We start from the raw sequence: 24,766 nt of genomic DNA, 5'->3' as shown, positions 1-24,766 counted from the left end.
AGATATTTATTAAAAAAGCAAAGTCGCAAAGCTTAAGAAACTTTGCGACTCTGCGTCTTTGCGCGATTAAAACAACTCTTATTTTCTTTCCCCAATCTGCTGGCGCCACATAGCGTAATACAAACCTTTTTCAACAATTAAATCTTCGTGTTTGCCTTGTTCGATGATTTTACCTTGTTCTAATACAAAAATTCTATCAGCATGCAGTACTGTAGAAAGTCGATGTGCAATTAAAACGGTAATTCGGTTTTTATCAGATATATTTCTGATTGTTGCATTGATTTCTTCTTCGGTAATAGAATCTAATGCAGAAGTTGCCTCATCAAAAATTAATAAATTTGGGTTTCTCAAAATAGCTCTTGCAATAGATAAACGCTGCTTTTCACCTCCAGAAACTTTAATTCCGCCTTCGCCTATTGTGGTGTTTAAGCCATCTTCTGCACGTCTCAGCAATTTATCACAACTTGCTTTTTTAAGAGCATCATATAAATCTTCATCAGTTGCATTTGGTTTTACAAACAGCAAATTCTCGCGAATTGTTCCAGAGAATAATTGTGCATCCTGCGTTACAAAACCCAATTGTTTTCTTAGATCAAGTAAATCAATATCAGTTGAATCAATATCATTATAAAGCACTTGACCTTCCGCAGGCGTATATAACCCCACCAATAATTTTACTAAAGTCGTTTTTCCAGAACCAGACGGACCAACAAATGCAACAGTCTGTCCTTGTTTAATTTCAAAATTGATGTTTTCTACCGCTTTGAATTTTGCCGTTTTATGTTTGAAACTTACATTAGAAAATAATAAAGATTGAATCGCACCAACATGCTTCGGGTTTTTAGGACGAAATTCTTTTGGAGCGCTTAATAGAGTTTTAAAGTTTTCCATAGAAACTTTTGTTTCATTCAATGCAATAATGAAATTTCCTAATTCTTGCAAAGGGCCAAAGATGAAAAAAGTAAAAAAGACCATTGTCAATAAGTCTCCAACAATAATTTTATTTCCGAACAAGAAATAATACAAAGTAAAAACAACACAAGTTCTTAAAAAGTGAACTGTTGTTCCCTGAATAAAACTTAAACTTCTAATAAAACGGATTTTCTCTAACTCAAGCTGGAGAATTTTAAACGTATTTAAGTTCAAACGCTTTTCTTCCTGATACGTTAATCCAAGGCTTTTTACAAGTTCGATGTTTCTCAAACTTTCGGTTGTAGAACCTGCTAATGCATTCGTTTGGTTTACAATTTTTTTAGAGACAATTTTTATTTTTTTACCTAAATACGAACTGATCAAAGCAATAATTGGAGCAGTAATCAAAAAGATAATCGAAATACGGTAGTCAATTCGGGCAACGTAAACAATTACGAATATAAATCCGATAATGGTTTGAAAGATTAATGAGATTGAAAGTGTAATCAGTTTTTCAGAATCAGAGCGCACTTTCGTCAATTTGCTTAACGTTTCACCGCTTCGCTGGTCTTCAAACTCAGCATAAGGCAAATCGAGTGATTTTTTTATTCCATCAGTATACATTTGAGCTCCAGTTCGCTGAATAACGACATTGGTAAAATAATCCTGAAAGTTTTTAGTAATTCTCGAAATCATCGCAGCACCAAGTGAAAGTCCGAGCCAGAAAGATAAAGATTTAATAAACCCAATTTCGTTTCCTGCATATTTGTGTAATCCAACACCGCAATCCTGCATTAATTTTCCGGTAATAACCGAGTCTGATAAGCTGAAACAGATGTTTATTGTAGCCATAATCAAAGCAAAAAACAATAGCATTTTGTGTTTGATTATATAAGAATATAGTAATTTCATAAGTGAACTTAAATTTATAGAGATGCAAAAGTAGTGAATTGTTTGGCTTTGTAAAGTTGATTTAAGTTATTAAAAACCTAATTTTATGAAAATACCTTATTCTGTTGTAAAGGTATCTTTTTGAGATAATTATTTTCTTTCGTCTGAGATATTTTTGGTTTATTATTAACTATTAATATTAAATAAAATGAAAAAAATTGTAAGCCTTTTTAGTGTTGTTGCTTTGCTATTTGCATCTTGTTCAAAGGATGACAGTGTTAATTCGAAATCGGAAAATTTAATTTTGCCAAAAACGATTAAACTAAGTGATCCAAATTATTCTTCTGAAAATTTGACAAACACATTTAAGTATGACGGAAACAAAATTGTAAGCATCACGAATGAACGTGGAAAAACTGAATACACTTATAATGGAAATTTAATAGTAAAAGAAGTAAATAGCAGTACGGCAACTGGCATTCAAAAAGAAATTTCATACAGTTATGCAAATGGCAAATTAGCCAAAGCATTAACAGTAGTGCCGAATAATTATTCTTATGAGCTTGTTTATACAGATAATAATGATGGAACTTTTAAAGTAGAATCATACAGTATAAACCAAAAGACAGGAGTGAAAACAAAAAGTAATAACGTAGAAACACTTACTTTCTCAAATGGAAATTTAAATAAAGCAGTTTTAACTTATGGAAATACTGTTGAAACAAATGTTTATGACTATGATACTCAAAGCAATCCTTTTAAAAACATTGAAGGCTTTAATTTGCTAAATAGAGTTGATATATCTTCTCAACTAAATATTCTTTCAGCAAATAATATTATAAAGCAAACGTCATTTAATATTTATGATACCGTAGTTTCTGATTTAACTATTTATACAAGCAAATATGATTATGATACTAAAGGCTATCCAATCAAAAAAACATTAAATAATCCAGATGGAACAGTAAATAAAATATACGAATATATTTACTAAGTAAAAAAGTTAAATTTTATAAGCCAAATGCAAAAGTATTTGGCTTTTATTGTTTAAAATTATATAAATATTCCATACCATTTTTTGCGTAAGCTAAAAATATTTTAGGAAAAAGATTACTTTATTTTTTAAATAAAAGATATTGATAAAATTATTGATATAATTTACTTACAAGTTGAATTGTAAAGAGTTAAGATTTATTATGTTTTAAAAATAAACATTTTGATACATAATGAGGTTTTTTAGTATTAAAATAAGTCAGAATTTATTTGGTTTTGAAATTGACTTTCATTTAAATTTAGGTTACTAATTAATTATGTTAACCTTCAAAAATGAAAAAAATCCTTTACCTGTTTTGTGCTTTGACTTTAGCTCTTAGCTCTTGTTCAAGTGATGATGCTTCTTCTTCAGTATTAATTAAAAAAATTATAGAAAAAGATATTGATGGAGATGATTATACTGTAAATTATACTTACGATCAAGGAAATAAAATTTCAGAAGAAACAGTGCAAGATGGCGCAAGTACATATAAGATAATGTATTCGTATGATGGAAATTTAATTAATTCAATAACTCAGGTAAGCGGTGGACATGTAGATATTTTAACTACTTTGACTTATAATGCAACCAATTTACTCGCCGTTCTTGTGGACGAAACGGATGGTAAAAATCATTATTTGACAAAAACATACTATAAAGATAATTTTGATGGCAGTATTTCTTTTAGAAAAGTACACATAGATGAAGTAACAAGAGCTGAAACCGCTTTAAGTACAGGAAAGTTAAGCTATACGGACGGGAATCTTGTAAAAGAGGAAACCACCAATACTTCAGAAACTTCAACAATTGTTTATGAGTATGACACAAAAAATAATCCATTTAAAAATGTATTGGGAATAGAATTTTTGCTTGATAATGCAGAATTAGGGTACTCTAAACATAATAAAACAAAAGAAACTACTACATCTTCTCCTGGATCTAATCTAATTTATAGTTCTGCTTTTACTTATGATGGAAATGATTTTCCAATGGAAGCAAAACATTTTGATAAAGATGGAAAAACAGAAGGAACAACTCAGTATTTTTACTAAAATAAAATTGCAAAACCCTAACAGTTCCTATTGTTTGGGTTTTCTTTTTAAATTTTTCCCATTTTTGATGACCATTTAACAACCCCCTTATAAATTAATTCAAGATTGCCGTCATCTTGCAATTGTAAAATTGCTCCAGAGAATTCAGCTGTATTACTGCTCCAAGTTATCCGTTCTGGCGAGCCTCCAACACCTCCAGTCGTTCCTTTAATTACCAAATTTCCGTTAGGTTCTAAATAACAAGAAGTGCTGTAATTATATCTTCTATCTCCAGCTTCCCAAATTATTGTATTGTTTGCAAGATCAAAAATGTGGAGTAGGCCAGATTCAAATTTTAGCATATATTTTCCATTCGCAGATCTTATAGCATTTGTCCAGGGAATAAAATCAATTCGTTCTCCTGATTCAATACTTGATCGTATCGGAAAAGGATACCAGTGGTTTATAAATGTCATATCTGTAATAGATAAATCATCATTTATAGGATTTCTTACCCCGTCAGTTCTTAGTGACGGATCGATATAATAATTCATAATCGATAAGCTGTCATACTCAGTATAATTGGTTTGTTCACTGCTGTAAAGAACATTCTCATCGACTTCTTCTTTCGACCAGCCCATTAAATCGCTATAATATTTGTATACTTTTGGCAAATTCCAAGGAATGTTTGCTGCCGGACTTTGATGCTCGTGAATTAATCCTAATGCATGCCCAAATTCGTGTAATACTTCTCTTTTTGTTGCTGTGTCGTTTCCGAGAGTTGTCCATCCAAAATTCATTGATGGCTCGTTTTGATAATTAGTGGTTGCATTAGTAGAGTTCATTCCTAATACAGACCAGCTGCTGCCGTCATTTTTCCATCTAAAACTGATTCGAATGTCAGCATATTCATTGACAGGAACATACTCAAATTTGATATTTGCATAGATAGTCCATTCTGAAGCAAATTCTTTAACTTTATCTTCAAGCGCAGCATTTCCATTCAAAAATTTAATTTTAACAATTTGTCCAGGATTCCATCGTGGCCAAGTTATAATCGCCGCATCTGGCTTTTCTGTCGCATTGTTTTGCTGGTGAAATTCGTAAGTACAAACGGTTATCTTATTTTCATCAGAATAAGGAAAATCTTTATTGTTTTGGTCACAAGAAGATATAACGAAGATAAAACTGACTATTGCAAGTTTTAATTTTTTCATGATTAGTGCTGCTAAAGTAAGCTTGCAATTTAAATACAAAAAGAATTCATTTTTTAAACAGCATTCGAATGTGGCTTATATTGATACAAATATGCCTTATGAAATTGTAAATGAAATACGAAGAATAGACTTATTAAGAAGAATGCTTTTTTCTTAGTAAAAAATGGATGAAATTTGTGTAAAATGACAAGCCATGCAATTCAGAACCCAAATCCCAATTTCAAAAAGCAGTGCAACTATCGATTATAATTCGAAATTACTGTCTTTTGGATCCTGTTTTGCAGAAAATATGGCAGAGAAATTCGATTATTTTAAGTTTCAAAATCAAACAAATCCGTTTGGTATTATCTTTAATCCGGTTTCGATCGAAAATATAATTGCGAGAACGGTTCGAAAAGAATTGTTTATAGAGAAAGATGTTTTCTTTTATAACGAACGCTGGCACAGTTTTGAAGTGCATTCTGATTTAAGCAATTCAGATCGAGAAGAATTACTGGAAACTTTAAACAAGGCTATTGAAGAAACCAATAAGCAGTTACAAGAAGCAACACATATCATTATTACCTACGGAACATCTTGGATTTATAGAAATATAGAAAGCGATGAAATTGTGGCCAACTGCCATAAAGTGCCTCAAAAGCAATTTTCAAAAGAATTATTATCGGTTGATGTTATCCAAAAAAGTATTCAAAATACAATTGATGTGATTCAAAGCATAAACCCAAAGGTAAATTTCATTTTTACAGTTTCGCCAGTACGCCATCTAAAAGATGGTTTTGCAGAAAATCAATTGAGTAAATCACATTTATTTTCGGCGTTGCATCAAGTTTTAAAAACTCACAATTCAAAACTAATCCCTCATAATTATTTTCCTTCTTACGAAATCATGATGGATGAACTTCGTGATTATCGTTTTTACGCCGAAGATATGCTTCATCCAAACCAAGTTGCGATAGATTATATTTGGAAGCGATTCAGTGAAAATTACATATCAGAGAACAGTATTTCGATTATGCAAGAAGTAGATGAGATTCAAAAAAGTCTTCGCCACAGGAGTTTCAATCCCGATTCTGAGCAGCATCAAAAATTCTTAGAAAAACTGCAGCAGAAAATAAATCTTCTATCAGCTAAACAGCCTCACATTAAATTTTAAGATTTAAAGTTTTTTTGCGCTTTTGCAAGACTAAATTGAAATTTAATACCTTGAAAACTTCTTGGTAGAAAACTCGCAAAATGGCAAAAATCGAAAGTCTTTTCTTGTCTTTTTATGGCAACAATTTAACTATTGGCCGTAAAATTTTAGAATAATTGCTTGTAATTATGTAAATTGTTAAAGTTTAAATTTTCCAATTTTGTAAACTGTGTAAATACAGCCTTGCCATAACACAGCTTTAATCTAATCGTGTTTATTTACGTATGAATAAGAAACAAGTTCATTTTCTTAAAAAAACACTACGTGTACTTCTTTGGTGCGTGGGTTCAATTGTTGCGCTCTTATTGCTTCTAATTATTTTAATTCAGGTTCCGTCTATCCAAAATTTTGCCAAAGACAAGGCAATTACGTATCTGCATGATAAAATCAAAACCAAAGTTTCCTTAAATCATATTTCGATCAAATTTCCTAAAGATGTAGTTCTTGAAGGTTTTTACTTTGAAGACCAAAACAAAGATACTTTGTTGGCTGGTAAGCGATTAGTAGTGGATGTCGATTTGTTTAAGTTGGTCAGCAGCGAATTGGAGATCAACTCTGTTTCGCTTGAAAATGTAAAAGCAAACATCTCAAGAAATAAAGACGGCGTTTTCAATTTCGATTATATCATAAAAGCGTTTGAATCTAAAGAGCCAAAAGTCGAAGATCCGGACAGCAAACCTTTTAAAATTTCGGTTGTAAAAGTAAATCTTGATAATGTCAAGTTTAATTTTAAAGACGATTTCGCGAAAAATGATATCAAGGTAAATGTAACGCATTTTGATACCAGATTTAAGGAATTTGATTTGGATAAAATGAATTTCGATATTCCTAATATTAATTTAAACGGATTAAAATTGGTTCTGGATCAAGATGTTGTAGAGAAAATTGCTGAGGTTTCAGTAAAAACAGTTGATACAATTTCAAAACGAAAGGATTTTAGTTTAAAATTAGGAAAAATTAGTCTGTCGAAAATTGATATTGCATACGATAACAAAGATTCGAAATTAGATTCTGGCATAAAACTGGGCAATCTTGATTTGTCTGTGAATAAAATCGACTTGAACAATCAGCTGTTAGATTTTGATTCTTTTGAGTTGAAAAATCTTAGCGGTAATTTAAGATTAGGCGCAAAAGACAAGCAAATTCACACGCCAAGTTTAGATTCAACTGCAATCAAACAAACGGGCTGGAAAGTAAAACTGAATGATGTTAATTTAGAAAATATCGCTTTCAAATTTGACGATATGCAATCAAAACAAGTTCAGAAAGGAATTGATTACAGCCATTTAGATTTAAATAAGTTCAATTTTAAAGCCGAGAAATTGTATTACGGAAACGATACGATTTCAGGAAATATAAAATCGCTTGCTGTAAACGAAAAAAGCGGTTTAAACATTCAATCCTTAAAAACAGATTTCTTTTACGGGCCTAAAAATGCATCTTTAAATAATTTGTATTTAAGAACGCCGCAAACGCTTGTTCAAGATAAAATTAAAGTTACATATGCGTCGCTTGATGCATTAAAAAAAGATATTGCAAATATTGCTTTAGATGCTAATTTAAAACAGTCGAAAATTGGCTTTAAAGACATTTTATTGTTCGCGCCAGATTTACAAAAAACAAATCCGTTTAAAAGTAACCCAAATGCTATTTTATATTTGAATACTCGCTTAAGCGGAAAAATAAAAGATTTAACTATTCCGCAGTTCGAAATGAGCGGTATAGGAACTACAAAGGTTTCCCTTTCGGGGAAAATAACAGGCTTGCCCGATGCTCAAAAAGCGTATTACGATTTAGATATCAAAAAACTATCAAGCACTTCAAAAGACGTATATTCTTTTTTGCCGGCGGGAACGATTCCGAAAAATATTCAATTGCCTTCTCAATTTAATTTACAAGGAAAATTTAAAGGTTCTGTTCAAAATTTCAAAACTAATTTAGCTTTAAACAGCAGTTTCGGAAATGCTAAAATTGATGCGTTATTTGATCAGCGCGTTAAAAAAAGAGAGAAATACGATGCAACCGTTTATTTATTAGATTTTGATTTAGGAAGATTAATCAAAAACGATTCAATTGGAAAAATTACGCTTAAAGCGAAAGTAAAAGGAAAAGGTTTAGATCCAAAAACAGCTCAAGCACAATTTGACGGTTTGGTTCAAAAAGCCGTTTTTAATAAATATACTTACAGAGATTTAGCTTTAAAAGGAAATATCGAAAACGGATCTTTTGCCGTAAAATCTGGAATGAAAGATCCTAATTTAAATTTCAATTTAACGGCAAGCGGTAATACAAAAGACAAATATCCATCTGTTCAATTAAAATTAAACTTGGATATTGCTGATTTAGAAAAATTACATCTTCATGCCGGGCCAATGAAATTACGCGGGAATGTTGATGCCGATATTGCCAACAGTAATCCTGATTTTTTAAACGGAAAAGTATTTCTTTCGAACATTCAGATTTTGCAAGATGCAGAACCAATTGTTTTAGATTCGGTTCGTGTAATTGCTTTTTCAGATAATACACGTAACAATATTAAAATCTCATCTCAGTTTTTAAAAGCTGAAGTTGACGGAAAATATAAATTGACCACATTAGCATCGGCAATAAAAAAATCATTGTCAAAGTACATCGACTTAAAAAATCCGAAAGGAAACGGAGAATCAGATGAACAAAGATTAGCGTTTACATTAACGGTTGATAACGATCCGATTCTGTTTAAATTGATTCCAAAATTGACAGGTTTAGAGCCAATTAAAATCACCGGAAAATACAACAACGTAACCGATTCATTAGAAATAAAAGGAACGATTCCGAGAATTGTTTACGCAGATAATACGATTGCCGACGGAAAAATAAACATCGAAGCCAAAGAAAGCGCTTTAGAATATCAAATTTCTGTAGCTACGATTGAAAGCGGTTCTTTAAAAATTCCGTTTACAAGTTTATCAGGGAAAGTCGAAAACAACATCTTAGATTATGCACTTGAAGTAAAAGATACAAAAGACAAACAACAATACTTTATTGCAGGAGAATTTAAAACAGAAGATTCTAAAAACATTTTTAAAATCGATGCTGAAAACTTTATTCTGAATTATGATAAATGGAGTATTGATCCAGAAAATGCAGTTGAATTTGGCGGAAAAAGACTTTATATCAACAAGTTTAATTTAGCAAATTCAGGAAATGAACTTAAAATTCAATCGCAAGGAAATCAAAATAATGCGCCATTGCAGGTCGATTTTGTAAACTTCAAAATTGAGACCATTATGAACATGGTCAAAAAAGACAAATTACTAATGCAAGGTTTGATCAACGGAAACGCTTTGGTAGAAAATGTCATGACGAACCCAACTTTTACCTCTGATCTAAAAATTGATGATTTTGTTTTTAGAGGCGAACCAGTTGGTGACATTACTATAAAAGTAGATAACAAAACCAATAATTTATTGGTGGCAAATGTTACATTGACCGGAGAAGGAAATGACTTGAATCTGACCGGAAATTATGGTATGAAGGATGGAAATCTTGATTTTAATTTAGATTTGAAAAAGCTGAATATCAAAAGTATTCAAGGTTTTACGATGGGCAATGTTACAGAAGGAACAGGTTATTTATCTGGAAATTTCAAAATTATTGGGCAAGCATCAAGTCCAAAAGTTTCTGGCGAATTAAACTTTAATGATACAGGTTTTAGAATCACGCAGTTGAACTCATTTTTCAAAACAGATCAGGAAAAAATCACTTTTAATAATGATATTATCAGGTTTGATAAGTTTACACTTAACGACGAAAATGACAATGAATTATCGATAGACGGAACAATACAATCGCCAGATTTTAAAAATTATAATTTTGGCTTGACAATAACAGCAGATGATTTTAGAGCAATGCATTCTAAAGCGGCTGACAATGATTTGTTTTATGGAGATTTATTTATTGATACAAAATTAAATATAAAAGGAACGCTGGAAAATCCTGTGGTTGGAGGAAATCTTAAAATAAATAAAGACACTAAGTTTACACTTGTTTTACCGCAGTCAGATCCGTCAATTGCTGACAGAGAAGGAATTGTAGAGTTTGTTGATGAAGATAATCAATATCTGAAACAAACGGCAGAAATGGAGAAAAAACTGAATCAGTCACCATTGATTGGAATGGATGTCAGTGTTGAAATTTCGATCGATAAAGAAGCAAAAATGACACTTATAATCGATAAAGGAAATGGAGATTATTTAGATCTAAAAGGAGAAGCGCAATTGACAGGGGGAATTGATCCTTCTGGAAAAACAACTTTAACTGGTAAATATGAATTTTCAGAAGGTGCATATGAAATGAATTTCAATATGATCCGAAGAAAATTCGACATTCAAAAAGGAAGTTATATTATTTGGAATGGCGAACCTACAATGGCAAATTTAAATATCACAGCTATTTACAAGGTAGAAACTGCTCCAATAGATTTGTTAGGAAATCAGTTGGGTACTGTGAGTCCAACAATAAAAAATACTTATAAACAGAAGATTCCGTTTGAAACGCATTTAAAAATGAGTGGCGAATTATTAAAGCCAGAAATTACCTTTGATATTGTATTGCCAGACGGGAATTATAATGTTTCATCAGATATCGTAACAGCTTCACAACAAAAATTAGAACAATTAAGACAAGAGCCGGCTGAATTAAACAAACAAGTTTTTGCTTTGTTATTATTAAACAGGTTTGTTGGCGAGAATCCGTTTGCAAGTGAAAGTGGCGGTACAAGTGCCGAATCATTGGCAAGACAAAGTGTGAGCAAGATTCTTTCGCAGCAATTAAATGATTTTGCAAGTGAATTAATTACCGGAGTTCAATTAGAATTTGATTTGGAATCTACAGATGATTATACATCTGGAACTATGGAAAACAGAACCGATTTGAATGTTGGTGTTTCAAAAAAACTTTTAGACGATAGATTAAAAGTAACTGTTGGAAGCAGTTTTGCAGTCGAAGGACAAGAACGTGCCAATGAAGAAAGCACCAATATTGCCGGCGACGTAGCATTAGATTATCAGCTTACAAAAGACGGCCGTTATATGGTTCGTGCTTATAGAAAAAACGAATATCAGGTTGCAGTAGAAGGTCAGGTTGTAGAAACTGGCGTTGCTTTTATTATAACGATGAGTTACAATAAATTCCGCGAACTTTTTCATCGCAGTGCTGAAGAAAAAGAAATGATAAAGGAAGAAAAACTGCGTAAAGAAAAAAGAAAACAAAAAGAAAAGGCAGAGAAAGAAAAAAAGGAGAATGAGGAAAATCAAATTGAAGGTAATGAGCAAAAAACATAATAATATGGAAAACAGATATATAAAATATTTTATTACGCTGTCCTTATTTTTTGTTTTTGGATGCAGTAATACAAAATATTTACCCGAAGGCGATTTATTATATACAGGCGGTTCTGTCGAAGTTAAAGATTCAATCATTAAAAAGAAGGATCGAAAAGCGTTAGAAAAAGAACTGGAAGATTTATTGCGACCAAAACCAAATAAACAAATTTTTGGACTGCGCCCAAAGTTGTGGATTTACAATATCGCCGGACAGCCTAAAAAAGAAAAAGGAATAAGAAATTGGCTTCGAACAAAAGTGGGTGAGGAACCAGTACTTTTTAGCAAAGTCGATTTAGATTATAATGCATCTGTTTTACGAAATTTTACAGAAAATAGAGGTTATTTTAAAACTCGAGTAAGTGCCGATTCAACCGTAAGAAATAAAAGAGTGACAGCAGAATATATCGTTGTTCCTAAAAAGCAATACATCATCAAAAGTGTCACTTTTCCTGATGACTCTCTGGCAATGTCAAGAATAATTGGGCGATCAAGCCGAAGAAGTTTATTGAAGGTTGGAAAACCGTATGACTTAGATATTATAAAAGCAGAACGAGAAAGAATTGATGCCAGACTTAAAGAAAAAGGGTATTTCTACTTCAATCCCGATTATATTTTGGCTCAGGTAGACAGCACTAAAGGCGATCACGAAGTAAAAGTAAGACTGGTAATAAAACCAGATACACCGCCAAAAGCGCTTACAGCATATAAAATCAATAAAATAGTAGTTTATCCTAATTTTACGGTTTCAAAAGACACTGTAAAATATAAAAAGGAAGACATTGTTCAGTACAAAGACTTTACGATTATAGATACTGCAAATACCTTTAAGCCAAGAGTTTTTGACCGAGCAATTTATTTTAAAAAGGGAGATTTGTACAATCGAAAGGATCATAATCTTACTTTAAATCGATTTGTAAATTTGGGAACTTTCGGTTTCGTAAAAAATGAATTTAAACTTTCTGACAGCATACCAAATGCGTTAGATTCTTACTATTATCTTACTTTACTGCCTAAAAAATTTATTAGAGTTGAGGTTTTAGGAAAAACCAATTCAGCGAGTTATACAGGTACCGAAGTTAACGTCAACTGGAATAATAGAAACTTATTTCGCGGCGCAGAATTGCTGACTGTATCTGTTTTTGGTGGTGCCGATTTCCAGCTTTCAGGAACGAATAATGGAAAAAATATTTACAAATTAGGAACAGAAACAAGTTTGACATGGCCAAGATTTATTGTTCCATTTTTTCATGTGGAAGGTGCAAGTGAATATGTGCCAAGAACCAAAGCTTCATTACGATATGAATATCAAAACAGAACACAATTGTATGCTTTGAATTCTTTTAAAACCTCTTTTGGTTATTTATGGAAAGAAAATATTCGCAAGGAACATCAATTGAATATCCTAGATGTTACTTATGTTAGTCCGAATAATGTTACTGATGAATATCTGGCAGATATTAAAGATGATCCTGCACTTGGAAAAGTGATTGAAAAGCAGTTAATTTTTGGACCAACCTATTCTTATACTTATACGAACACTATGCAAAAGCGTAAAAAAAATACGTTTTATTTTAATGGCGAATTAGATTTGGCGGGAAATATTACAGGCTTGGTTACCGGAGCAAACGTAAAGAAAAACGATACGATCAAAATTTTTGATGTCCCGTTTAGTCAATTTGTAAAAATTAAAGCAGATTTTAGACATTATTTAAAACTTGGAAAAGAAAGCGAATTGGCCAGCAGAGTTATTGTTGGAGCTGGAATTCCGTACGGAAATTCAGGTGCGCTTCCAACTGCTAAGCAATTTGTAGTTGGCGGTACAAATAGTATTCGAGCTTTTAGAGCACGTTCTATTGGTCCAGGAAGTTATCTAAATACAGAAACGGCAAACAATTATCTGCCGGATCAATCGGGTGATTTAAAATTAGAATTTAATACAGAATACAGGGCTAAGCTTTTTAGCATTGTGCGTGGAGCTCTTTTTGTAGATGCAGGAAATGTTTGGCTGATGAATGCCGATCCTAATAAACCTGGTGGAGAAATCACCAAAGATTTTATGAAAGATATTGCCGTTGGAGCTGGAGCAGGATTGCGTTTTGATTTATCTTTCCTGATTTTAAGAACGGATTTGGCTTTTCCACTTCGTAAACCTTATTTGCCACAAGGCGAACGATGGGTAATTGATGATATTAATTTTGGAAGCGGACCTTGGAGAAAAGACAATCTAATTTTGAATATTGCAATTGGATATCCATTTTAAAAAAGTTTTTTGTGGCAGTACGAATTCATAATGAAAAAAACTTCATTGCGAAAAACTTTTAAGCTCTTGAAAAAAGAAGTAAATTGGTCTACTAAATTAATGGAATGCAAAACTTAATAAAAAGAATACTAGTTTTAACTGCAGTCGTACTTGTAATTGTTTTGGCTTTCAAATATTGCCAATTCAAAAAAGAAGATGATTCAGATATTCAATATAATACCAATTTAATTCAGCAGCAGATCTTAAATGTTGGCAAACTGGTTGTAACCGAAGGGCATTTTTCAGAAGTTATCACCTATAAAAATCAGCAGAAGTATTTGATGGATATGATTTCTTTTGAGAAGAAAGCACTTATTGTGGTCAATGCGAATGTAACTGTAGCTTATGATTTGCATAAAATGAAATATGACATCGATGAGAAAAACAAGACAATTACGATTTTAAATATTCCAAAAGAAGAAATTACCATCAATCCAGATATTCAGTTTTATGATGTAGAACAAAGTAAACTAAACCCTTTTACGGGAGATGATTACAATAAAATAAATAAATCTGTAAAAGCGAATTTGGCTAAAAAAATCGAAAAATCTTCTCTTAAAACAAATGCTCAAAACAGGTTAATCAGCGAATTATCTAAGATTTTAATTTTAACCAATTCAATGGGATGGAAATTGCAATACGAAGGAAAAACGATAGAATCCGATACCGATTTTAATCAAGATTTGAAGTTGTAGAGGAAAGGTACAAAGGTTGAGAGTAGCAAAGGTTCAAAGGTTTTATCACAAGAGAAACTCCGCTTGGTAAGTCACTAATCTTTGTCGAATTACTCGTGTGATTTCTCGTTCCTCGAAATGACAAAAAAACTTAGAATCTCAGCATCTTAAAACCTTAGTAACTTACAACACTAAACAACTTCTTTGTCAAATATCAAATCCAATCCGCCAGAAATTAAGTGCGCGACTTCAGGACGTTTTACTTTCAATTGATCCAAATAAACCAAAACTTCTTGTAAAAGTTGTTTTTCATCAGAATCTTTTAAAAGTTCAGCAATTTCAACAGATAACAGCCAATCATTAGAATGGTTTTGTTTGAGTTTTTCAAAAACAGTTTTTAGTTCAGTTTTAGCATCTTTGTTTTCTCGAATCATTCGCACAGTTTGATATAAAACTTCTAAGTCATCACGTTCGTCTGTATGTTTTGCTTTTATAGTAGTTGTTTTTGGAACAGAATTAATTAGATCGAAGCTATTTACATCGGCTGGACCGGAAAAAGCTGAAACTACTTTTTTACCTATTGCCATATCGTAATTTCCCCAATCAGGCTGAAACAAAATTGTTTCGCCGTGCGTAACAGTACAATTTCTAAAACTGATTAAAATAATCTCTCCGTGTAAGTTTCTTGAGCCAGTAATAATTTCTCCTTCAACAATAATATTGCCTTCAAATTCTAATTTTACGGTTTCGTTTTCAACAATACTATAGGCTTGTAAATCTTTCGGACTCATATCTTCAATTGCAAGATTAAAGCCTTTCAGTTTCCCAATCGGACTTCCAAATCCCTGCGGATGCGTTAAAGTTCCGTGACCTACTAATTCTTTTTCACGGTATGATAAAGCCGTTTTTCCAGTTGTCTGAATGTAAACTGGTTTTCCTTCTTCTTCCAAAACATTAGTAAAAACACCAGAGATTTGTAAACCAGTACTTAATTCAATTGTTCCTAAAGCGTTCGAATGAATTAACTTCTTAATTCCTGAAATTCCTCCCGTGCGCAAAGCCATTTTATTAGCAAATTCTTCTAAAATCAAACTCAAATAAGAGAAGGTTGGCGTTACATAAAGTTGCGGCTGTAACTGCGTAATGTCAAAATTTTGATTTGCAGCAGAAATGTCGTAAGGAATTTTTTTAACGTTATCTGTCATACACCAAGCACTTTCTCCGATAGATGAAAGTAATCCTGCGCCATATATTTTAGGGTCTTCAACTGTGCCAATTAAGCCATATTCGACTGTCCACCAATGTAAGTTTCTAATTTGAGCCATTTCAGAAAGTTCGCCCATATTGTTTTGCAAATCGGCAACCGCTTTTTCGGCTTCGTCAATTTTTTCCTGAGGCGTATCTTCGGCTTCTTTCAAAATAGAAAGCAGACGAATCGCTTCATACATCTGATAATCTTTGTAAGATGAAATAGCTTTGCATCCAATTTCTCCAAAGCGTCTCAAATATTCGGCATATTCAGGATTGGCAATAATAGGAGCGTGGCCGGCACCTTCGTGAATAATATCTGGTGCAGGTGTATATTCAATATGTTCTAATTGTCTAATATCTGATGCTATAACTAAAACATTATACGCTTGAAACTCCATAAAAGCATTAGGCGGAATAAATCCGTCTACTGCAACTGCAGCCCAGCCAATTTCGGTCAGAATTCGGTTCATTCCGTACATACTCGGAATAGAATCAACCTCAATTCCGGTTTTTTTCAAACCATCCAAATACGAATGATGTGCTACTTTTGCTAAATAATCTACATTTTTACGCATCACATAACGCCAAACCGCCTGATTGATTGGTGTGTAATCACTATAATCTTGAGGTTTAATAAATTGCTTTAAATGTTTAGGCAATCGCTCTAATAACGGATTTGTTTCAATAGTTGGATTCATTTCAAAAACATTGTAGATTAGAATGTAAAATTACGAATTTAAGGCGCTATTTTTTGTTATTCATGACAATATTTTTATTCGAAATAGTTTTTTATTGCGTTTTTCGTGAGATTCTTATAAGTATATCCAGCTGTATCGAATGTTCGATTGTTATAACTGTTCGCCTCTGTTCTTTAATTCATTTTCAGCATTCCTAAAATATTCAATTTTATGACTGAACATGAAGGCCATATTTGCCGCTCTCATTTTGGCTTCTTCAGTAATTACTCCAGCGAATTGTGAATCGATGGTAGAATTGAAAATTTCAATCCAGCGATTAAAATGCGTTTTATCAACAGGCAATTGTTTGTGTGGCGGAAAAGGAGTTCCAGAATACGCTCGAACATCAAATAAAATAGTCTGCCAAAAATTATACATTTTTTGCAAATGCGGTTCCCATCGATCTTGGAGTTTCTCATTAAAAATAGGCCCTATAAGATCGTCTTTTCTAACATTGCCATAAAAGCTGTTAACCATTTGTTTTATGTCTTCTATGTTTGAAATGTCTTTAAGATTTTCCATATTTCCTACTATAAATATAAACACAAAAATACAATATAACTGCTTTTTGTTTCCATGATATTTGTCATTTATGAATTATTTATGCGAATATTTTTATGGTAATAAGTTTCTTAAAACTGAATTTTAAATTTCTTTAAATAGAAGAAAATTAAAATATTTTTTTTGAGATTTTTAATATTTAAGTATTTGAAATATAGTTGTTTAGCAAAAATAAAGATCAGTTTTTGTTAAGTTATTTTTTACAAATGATGTGTATTTGTAAAGTTTTAATTATATCGATTTCGTGAAAATTAATCTAATTTCGATTTCTTTTAATAAAATTAATCATAATAAAATGAGAAAAATTTAACTATCTAAAAACCAAAAACCACAAAAAGATGCACAAAATTACTCGAAAACCTACAAATCGAATACAAACAATAATAATGGGTATTATTATTATGTTTTTGTTCATTACTAAGATGAATGCTCAAACGGTTACGCCTTGGATAACCACAAGCGATCAAACAAAATTACTGCAACAGCAAGGTACTGTAAATTTTGGTACGAATTCTGGATCCAATCCATCAACAGTTACAATTAATGCTGGCACTACGTACCAAACGATGGATGGATTTGGTTATACACTTACTGAAGGAAGCTGTGAAGTAATTAGCGGGATGGCTACAACGCAGCAAAATCAATTATTAAATGACTTGTATAATCCGACTACAGGTTTAAACGCAAATGTAGTTCGTATAAGTATTGGAGCTTCAGATTTAAGCAGTTCTTCTTATAGTTATAATGAAACTGCAGGCGATGTGAATATGAATAATTTTAGCTTGAACGGTCCTGATTTGAATTATTTAGTTCCGATTATAAAAAAGATTCTGCTCATTAATCCAAATATAAAAATACTAGCCACGCCATGGTCGGCGCCACGTTGGATGAAAACAAACAATTCTTGGTTTGGCGGAAATTTGCAGACCCAATATTATGCGGCTTATGCTAAATATTTTGTGAAATATTTTACAGCAATGCAGGCACAGGGAATTTCTATTTGGGGAATCACACCACAAAACGAACCAGAAAATCCGAATAACGAACCAAGCATGCTGATGAATTCAACAGAGCAGAAAAATTTCATTAATCAGCAACTTGGCCCACAAATGGCAGCTGCAGGTTTTGGAAATATTAAAATTATTGCTTTTGATCATAATTGTGATAATACAACATATCCTATTGATGTTTTAAATAACAGCAGTTATGTAGATGGGGCAGCTTTTCATATGTATTTAGGAAACATTTCAGCAATGTCAACGGTTCGAAATGCAACTAATAAAAATGTTTATTTTACAGAACAATACACTGGCTCAGGCGGAAGTTTTAGTGGCGATTTTGGCTGGCACATGCAAAATATAGTGATTGGAGGAACAAATAACTGGGCTAAAACAGTTTTAGAATGGAATGTTGCTAACAATTCTAGCCTAGGGCCTCATACCCCGGGCGGATGTAATACTTGTTTAGGGGCGGTGACAATTAATAACAGTACAAGTTATACTAAAAATGTTGCATACTATATTATTGGTCAAATCTCAAAATTTGTAAAGCCGGGTGCCTTACGAATAGGGTCTTCGAGTACTAGCGGCAGTATCCTATCTGTTGGGTTTAAAAATCCGGACGGATCGACCGTACTTGTAGTATACAATTCTGCGGGATCATCAAATACTATAAAAGTTGTTTCAGGATCATCTGCATTTAATTATGCGGTTCCGGCAAATGCTGCTGTTACATTTACTTGGAGCGCTGGTACACCGCCTGCTTCTGGTTTTCCAGGATATTATAACATTATTTCAAGAAACAGCAATAAAGGTTTAGATGTTGCAGATAATTCGACAACTAGCGGAGGCCGTATTCAGCAATACGATATAACAGGCGGCGGTGGAAATAACCAGCGATGGAAATTTGTTTCTGACGGAAGCGGGAACTACTACATCATTGTAAAATCAACGGGAATGTATTTAGCGGTAGAAAATAACGGAACTGGCGATGGATTAAAAGTGCAGCAAAAAACTTTTTCGGCATCTAATGAATTCAAATGGACCGTGACAGATCTTGGTGGCGGTTATTATAAAATAATTAACGTAAACAGTGGTAAATCGCTTGATGTTGAAAATGTTTCGACTGCAAACGGTGCTAACATTCAGGTTTGGAGTTATACAGGCGGATTAAATCAGCAATGGCAATTTATTCAAGTTGAAGCTACGGCCAAAAAAGCTCTGACAATAACAGAAAATGAAAGTCCGAACGATATGGCGATTTTTATAAATTCGACTAACGATTATTTAAAAATTGACACTAATCACGAAGGAAATGGAGAAGTAGAAATATTCTCGATTAGCGGACAAAGTCTTTTAAAGAAAACGGTAAATTTTGTAAAAGGAAATCAATCTGAAATTGAAATTTCGAGATTGCCAAAAGGAGTTTATATTGTGAGAGTGAATGACAGTAAAGGTTCTTATTCTAAAAAAATAGTAAAACAATAATTACAGATTTAGAATTCAATTAGTAATTTTATATTGATTTAAAAGGCTGCCTGATTTTATTTCAGACAGCCTTTTTGTTTTATCCAATTAACTGGGTAAACAAATCTTGATTGTCATTTAAATAGTGAAATTCAAAACCATTTTTAGTCATATTCATTTTAATTGCTAAAATATCTTTCTTGTTTTTTAATTCTAAACCAACTACAACGGAACCAACTTCGCGGCTGTTTTTCTTCGCAAATTGAAAATAAGTGATGTCATCATCTGGGCCTAAAATATTATTAACAAATTCTTTTAAAGCGCCTGGACGTTGTGGAAACTGAATCATAAAATAATGCATTAAACCTTCATAAAGCAAGGAACGCTCTTTGATTTCGGCAGTTCGTTCGATGTCGTTATTGCTTCCGCTGACAACACAAACGATATTTTTGCCTTTAATTTTGTCTTTATAAAAATCCAAAGCGGCAATCGTCAAAGCTCCTGCAGGTTCTACAACCATTGCTTCTTCATTATACAAACGTAAAATTGTAGTACAGACTTTTCCTTCGGGAACCAAAATAATATCTTCTAAATTTTCTCGGCAGATTTCAAAAGTTTTATCACCCACTTGTTTGACAGCAGCGCCATCTACAAATTTATCGATTGTAGTTAACGCGGTATTTTTGTTTTCTTCAATAGAAGTTTTCATCGAAGGAGCACCTTTTGGTTCAACCCCAATAATTTTTGTATTTGGACTTAAATGCTTAAAAACTTCAGATAAACCAGAAGCAAGCCCGCCGCCGCCTATTGGTACAAAAACATAGTCAATTGGCTCTTTAAAACTTTCTAGAATTTCTAACCCAACCGTTCCTTGTCCAGCAATTACTTTTTCATCATCAAAAGGATGAATAAATGTTTTGTGATTTTTGATGGCATCAGCAGTTGCAGATGCGTAGGCATCATCAAAGGTATCTCCAGTCAGCACAATTTCAACAAACGATTTTCCGAATAATTGTACTTGCTTTACTTTTTGTTTTGGAGTGGTTTTTGGCATGTATATTTTGCCATTTATTTTTAGAAGATTGCAAGAATAAGCAACACCTTGCGCATGATTTCCTGCACTGGCACATACAATTCCGTTGGCTTTTTCTTTTTCGTTTAACGAAGAAATTTTGTTGTAAGCACCTCTAATCTTATACGAACGCACAATTTGCAAATCTTCTCTTTTTAATAAAACAGTGGCTTTAAATTCGTCTGAAAGATTTAAATTTTGCGTGAGTGGAGTAGCAGCAACTACATTTTCGAGCTGTTTTTTAGCTGCGAGTACTTCGTTAAATAAATTCATGGTGTTTGTTTTTATTTTTTTGCCGCAGATTTAAAGGATTATAATGATTGTTAATCTGTGGAATGTGCAAATCCGCGTCAAAATATATTGTTTTTTAATCTTTTAAAAATAAAAAAACCTCCCGACTTGGGAGGTTCTTATAAATTATATTTTTACTTATTTATATAACACCTCGCCATTATTGCTGAATTGCAATAATGCTGATAATAGCGATGATAATGTTATTAAAGTTTGTCATTTTTTGTTTTTTGAAAAACAAATGTATTAATTATTTTTTTACCGGAGGATATTGCGCTAAAACTTTCGTTACAATTTCGTTAACTCTCTCGTCTTTTTTATCAACGTTTTTAGTTAAGGTTGCAACACCTTCTCCTTGCCAGATCATTTCTTTCTTTTTAGCATCAATCAAATCGATGAACAAAGTTCCCTCTGTAGAAGTTGAGACAGTAGTTTGATTTCCTCCATACATCATGTAAGGATTCCATCCCCATCCCCAACCGTAACCCCATCCGGCGCTAAATTGGTTTACATTAACTTGTTCTCTTGATTTTGTAAAAATATTTACTAATAAATCTGGGTTTTCACTTTTAGTAAAACCTTTGGCTTGCATTTGGGCGTCTATTGCGTGTAAAATACGTCTCTTATCCAAATCAGAAATTTCAACCTTGTCGATTCCAGGCTTAAAAAAAGCATAAGTTTTATAAGGCGCAAAATCTACGTTTTTATCATAATCAGAATAAACACTGACCGTGCTGCATGAGGCAAGTAATAAAAGCAAAAAAACGGGCACTAATTTGAATGTTTTCATATATTTAAAAATTTTAATGTTCTCATTTTTAGTTAAATAAGAAATCTTTGGGCTAAAACAGACTTTCGTCAACTATATTAGGCAAAGTTACTTTTAGTAAAGGCTGAACTTCCATCGCTCTTTTTATAGCAAAAATAGCTTCGTCATTTCGAGCCCAGCTTCGTCTTGAAATTCCGTTATTAACATCCCAGAAAAGCATTGATGCTAAACGCTTTGAAGCTTCTTTAGATCCATCAAGAACCATACCAAAACCACCGTTTATAACCTCTCCCCAGCCAACGCCGCCACCGTTGTGAATAGAAACCCAAGTAGCGCCTCTAAAGCTGTCTCCAATTACGTTTTGAATCGCCATATCGGCTGTAAAACGGGACCCGTCATAAATATTTGAAGTCTCTCTGTAAGGAGAATCAGTTCCTGAAACGTCGTGATGATCACGTCCTAAAACAACGGCTCCAATTTCGCCTTTGGCAATTGCCTGGTTAAAAGCTTCGGCAATTTTAATTCTTCCTTCAGCATCGGCATATAAAATTCGGGCTTGAGAACCTACGACCAATTCATTTTCCTGCGCGCCTTTAATCCATTTAATATTATCCTGCATTTGCTGCTGAATTTCTTTTGGAGACTTTTTTGCCAATTCTTCTAAAACCTGACTTGCAATCGTATCTGTTTTTTGTAAATCTTCGGGTTTTCCAGACGTACAAACCCATCGAAAAGGTCCAAATCCGTAATCAAAACACATTGGTCCCATAATATCCTGAACATAACTCGGATATTTAAAATCGATATTATTTTCGGCCATTACATCTGCACCGGCGCGTGAAGCTTCTAATAAAAAGGCATTTCCGTAATCGAAAAAGTAAGTTCCTTTTGCGGTATGTTTGTTAATTGCTTTTGCTTGTCTGCGCAAAGATTCCTGTACTTTTTCTTTGAATAATTCAGGATTATTGGCCATCATTTCATTAGCTTCTTCAAAGGTAATTCCAACCGGATAATAACCTCCAGCCCACGGATTATGTAATGAAGTCTGATCAGATCCTAAATCAATTTTGATGTTTTCTTTGTCGAAACATTCCCAAACATCCACTACATTTCCTAAATAAGCAATCGAAACTACTTCTTTATTGGCTTTCGCCGAATTTACTCTTTTAACCAATTCTTCTGTCGAAGTTACAATTTCATTAATCCATCCTTGCTCGTGACGAATTTTAGTGATTTTCGGATTTACTTCGGCGCAGACCGTAATACATCCGGCAATATTTCCTGCTTTTGGCTGTGCGCCAGACATACCGCCAAGTCCTGAAGTTACGAATAAACTTCCTTCTGGATTTAATTTTATTTTTCTAAAACCATTCAAAACCGTAATTGTAGTTCCGTGTACAATTCCCTGCGGGCCAATGTACATATAACTTCCTGCGGTCATTTGTCCGTATTGCGAAACGCCCAGAGCATTCATTTTTTCCCAATCGTCAGGTTTGGAGTAATTTGGGATTACCATTCCGTTTGTAACCACAACTCTTGGCGCTTCTTTATGCGAAGGAAACAATCCCATCGGATGTCCTGAATACATGGTTAAAGTCTGCTCATCTGTCATTTCAGACAAATACTGCATTGTCAATAAATATTGTGCCCAGTTTTGAAAGACAGCACCGTTTCCGCCGTACGTAATCAATTCATGCGGATGTTGTGCCACGGCATAATCCAAATTATTCTGAATCATGTGCATAATGGCTTTTGCCTGCAATGATTTCCCCGGATATTCATCAATTGGCCGCGCGTACATTTTGTAATCAGGACGAAAACGATACATATATATACGACCGTATTTTTCTAATTCTTCTGAAAATTCAACAATTAATGCAGCATGATGTTTAGCTTCAAAATAACGCAAAGCATTTTTTAAAGCTAGTTTTTTTTCTTCTGCCGAAAGAATATCTTTTCGTTTTGGTGCATGATTAATAGTTGAATCGTATTCTTTTTTTGGAGGTAAGATGGAAGGAATTCCTTCTTGTATTTGTTCTTTGAAAGTCATTTTTTTTTAGATTTTTAGATATTAGATCGTTAGACTTCTTAGATTTTAGAAGTACAAATCATATAGCTATTTTAAAAGTTAATTTTAAGTTCATTTTGAAGAATTATCTCATTTTCAAATTGACACATTTCATAATTAAAAAAAACTAAGGATAACGAATATCCGACCTATGATAGGATTTGTGGATTTTAATCCTAAATTTTCTTGAGCGAATATCCATGTAAATATTTTAGATTTTAGTCCCGATCTCGAAACCTCGGGACGGGATAGATTTTAGATTGCTGAATTGTCTAATTATCAAATTGACACATTTTCTAATTATACTATTTCCTAATCCTGCCTGTTTTTTTGTCGAATCCATACGGACAATGACGACAGCCGCTTTTGCAGCAGTAACCACGTTTTAAATGGTGTTTTTCTGTAAAGCATTTATAACCTTCGGGTGTATAGTAAAAATCTTCACCTTCGATTAATTTATTTTCATTACTTTGCTCTTTCATAAATCTGCTTCGCGTTCTATTTTAATAAACTTAAAAATCAAAAATATAATATTTGATTATGATTTTATTGAAATCGAACAATTTTATAGCTACAAATTTATAATTTTTACAGCCAATGTTTCTGATTGTTGCCAAATATTTAATTCCGAAAGGATATCGTGGAATGGCTGTATTTCCGTTTGTATTGATGAAATATGATTTGGATAAAAAAAATGAAGTTTTTGTTAATCATGAAAAAATTCATTTAAGACAGCAGTTAGAACTTTTGATAATTCCGTTTTTTGTGTTCTATTTTCTAGAGTATGTAGTGCGTTTAATTCAATATAAAAATGCAGCTTTAGCCTATCGAAATATTAGTTTTGAAAGAGAAGCGTACGCAAATGAAACCAATTTGAATTATCTGAAAAACCGATCATTTTTTCAATTTCTAAAATACATCACTTTAAAATAAAAGC

Annotated in this window: 16 protein-coding genes; 8 read left to right on the top strand and 8 right to left on the bottom strand. The window is 32.8% G+C overall.

What is annotated here, in order from left to right:
* Positions 1 to 78: 78 nt before the first annotated feature.
* Entirely contained in the window at positions 79 to 1,824 is a 1,746-nt protein-coding gene (locus IR010_RS17725) for an ABC transporter ATP-binding protein (protein ID WP_029273399.1), read from the bottom strand.
* A gap of 187 nt (positions 1,825 to 2,011) precedes the next feature.
* Here IR010_RS17725 and IR010_RS17720 point away from each other — a divergent pair, with 187 nt between their 5' ends.
* Together IR010_RS17720 and IR010_RS17715 are read left to right on the top strand one after the other, a co-directional pair.
* Positions 2,012 to 2,797 carry a hypothetical protein gene (locus tag IR010_RS17720; protein WP_194570697.1) on the top strand — a complete coding sequence of 262 codons (786 nt, stop codon included), beginning with the start codon at positions 2,012 to 2,014 and terminating at the stop codon, positions 2,795 to 2,797.
* Positions 2,798 to 3,129: 332 nt separating this feature from the next.
* Positions 3,130 to 3,888, top strand: a complete 759-nt coding sequence (locus IR010_RS17715) for a hypothetical protein (RefSeq protein ID WP_194605676.1) — start codon at positions 3,130 to 3,132, stop codon at positions 3,886 to 3,888.
* Positions 3,889 to 3,935: 47 nt separating this feature from the next.
* On the opposite strand, the gene IR010_RS17710 is transcribed toward IR010_RS17715, so the two are convergent.
* The gene (locus tag IR010_RS17710) at positions 3,936 to 5,084 is read right to left on the bottom strand and encodes a matrixin family metalloprotease (protein WP_194570695.1); all 1,149 of its coding nucleotides are present in this window, start codon (positions 5,082 to 5,084) and stop codon (positions 3,936 to 3,938) included.
* A 193-nt stretch (positions 5,085 to 5,277) separates the two neighbouring features.
* On the opposite strand from IR010_RS17710, the gene IR010_RS17705 reads away from it, so the two are divergent.
* The 4 genes from IR010_RS17705 (at position 5,278) to IR010_RS17690 (ending at position 14,636) form a co-directional block, all read left to right on the top strand.
* The gene (locus tag IR010_RS17705) at positions 5,278 to 6,237 is read left to right on the top strand and encodes a GSCFA domain-containing protein (RefSeq protein ID WP_194605674.1); all 960 of its coding nucleotides are present in this window, start codon (positions 5,278 to 5,280) and stop codon (positions 6,235 to 6,237) included.
* Between the two features lie 263 nt (positions 6,238 to 6,500).
* Positions 6,501 to 11,600, top strand: a complete 5,100-nt coding sequence (locus IR010_RS17700; RefSeq protein ID WP_194605672.1) for a translocation/assembly module TamB — start codon at positions 6,501 to 6,503, stop codon at positions 11,598 to 11,600.
* Positions 11,584 to 13,902, top strand: a complete 2,319-nt coding sequence (locus IR010_RS17695) for a BamA/TamA family outer membrane protein (protein WP_194605670.1) — start codon at positions 11,584 to 11,586, stop codon at positions 13,900 to 13,902. Before IR010_RS17700 ends, IR010_RS17695 begins: the two co-directional genes overlap by 17 nt.
* A gap of 104 nt (positions 13,903 to 14,006) precedes the next feature.
* Positions 14,007 to 14,636, top strand: a complete 630-nt coding sequence (locus tag IR010_RS17690; protein WP_194605668.1) for a DUF4230 domain-containing protein — start codon at positions 14,007 to 14,009, stop codon at positions 14,634 to 14,636.
* Positions 14,637 to 14,806: 170 nt separating this feature from the next.
* Here IR010_RS17690 and IR010_RS17685 read toward each other — a convergent pair whose 3' ends face one another.
* Both IR010_RS17685 and IR010_RS17680 read right to left on the bottom strand, forming a co-directional pair.
* Positions 14,807 to 16,564, bottom strand: a complete 1,758-nt coding sequence (locus tag IR010_RS17685; protein WP_194605666.1) for an aromatic amino acid hydroxylase — start codon at positions 16,562 to 16,564, stop codon at positions 14,807 to 14,809.
* A 150-nt stretch (positions 16,565 to 16,714) separates the two neighbouring features.
* Positions 16,715 to 17,125, bottom strand: coding sequence for a group III truncated hemoglobin (locus IR010_RS17680; RefSeq protein WP_029273408.1), 411 nt, complete (start codon positions 17,123 to 17,125; stop codon positions 16,715 to 16,717).
* Between the two features lie 377 nt (positions 17,126 to 17,502).
* Between IR010_RS17680 and IR010_RS17675 the strand changes: the two genes are divergently transcribed.
* A complete protein-coding gene (locus IR010_RS17675; protein WP_194605664.1) occupies positions 17,503 to 19,650 on the top strand; it encodes an RICIN domain-containing protein in 2,148 nt (715 codons plus the stop codon).
* Positions 19,651 to 19,729: 79 nt separating this feature from the next.
* Here the strand turns inward: IR010_RS17675 and ilvA are convergent, their stop codons facing one another.
* The 4 genes from ilvA to IR010_RS17655 all read right to left on the bottom strand — a co-directional run bounded on the left by ilvA (position 19,730) and on the right by IR010_RS17655 (position 24,311).
* Positions 19,730 to 20,974, bottom strand: a complete 1,245-nt coding sequence (gene ilvA / locus IR010_RS17670) for a threonine ammonia-lyase IlvA (protein ID WP_194605662.1) — start codon at positions 20,972 to 20,974, stop codon at positions 19,730 to 19,732.
* 268 nt (positions 20,975 to 21,242) lie between these two features.
* Entirely contained in the window at positions 21,243 to 21,782 is a 540-nt protein-coding gene (locus IR010_RS17665) for a DUF4136 domain-containing protein (RefSeq protein WP_029273411.1), read from the bottom strand.
* A 52-nt stretch (positions 21,783 to 21,834) separates the two neighbouring features.
* Positions 21,835 to 23,811: a urocanate hydratase gene (locus IR010_RS17660; protein WP_194605660.1), complete on the bottom strand. Its 1,977-nt coding sequence runs from the start codon at positions 23,809 to 23,811 to the stop codon at positions 21,835 to 21,837.
* Positions 23,812 to 24,134: 323 nt separating this feature from the next.
* Positions 24,135 to 24,311: a DUF5522 domain-containing protein gene (locus tag IR010_RS17655; RefSeq protein WP_162789336.1), complete on the bottom strand. Its 177-nt coding sequence runs from the start codon at positions 24,309 to 24,311 to the stop codon at positions 24,135 to 24,137.
* A 115-nt stretch (positions 24,312 to 24,426) separates the two neighbouring features.
* On the opposite strand from IR010_RS17655, the gene IR010_RS17650 reads away from it, so the two are divergent.
* Positions 24,427 to 24,762 carry a hypothetical protein gene (locus IR010_RS17650; RefSeq protein WP_194570685.1) on the top strand — a complete coding sequence of 112 codons (336 nt, stop codon included), beginning with the start codon at positions 24,427 to 24,429 and terminating at the stop codon, positions 24,760 to 24,762.
* Positions 24,763 to 24,766 lie beyond the last annotated feature (4 nt).

The organism is Flavobacterium sp. MR2016-29 (assembly GCF_015350695.1).
Classification (GTDB): domain Bacteria; phylum Bacteroidota; class Bacteroidia; order Flavobacteriales; family Flavobacteriaceae; genus Flavobacterium.
Note: the sequence above shows the minus strand (reverse complement) of the source record. Positions and strands in the feature narration are given on the sequence as shown.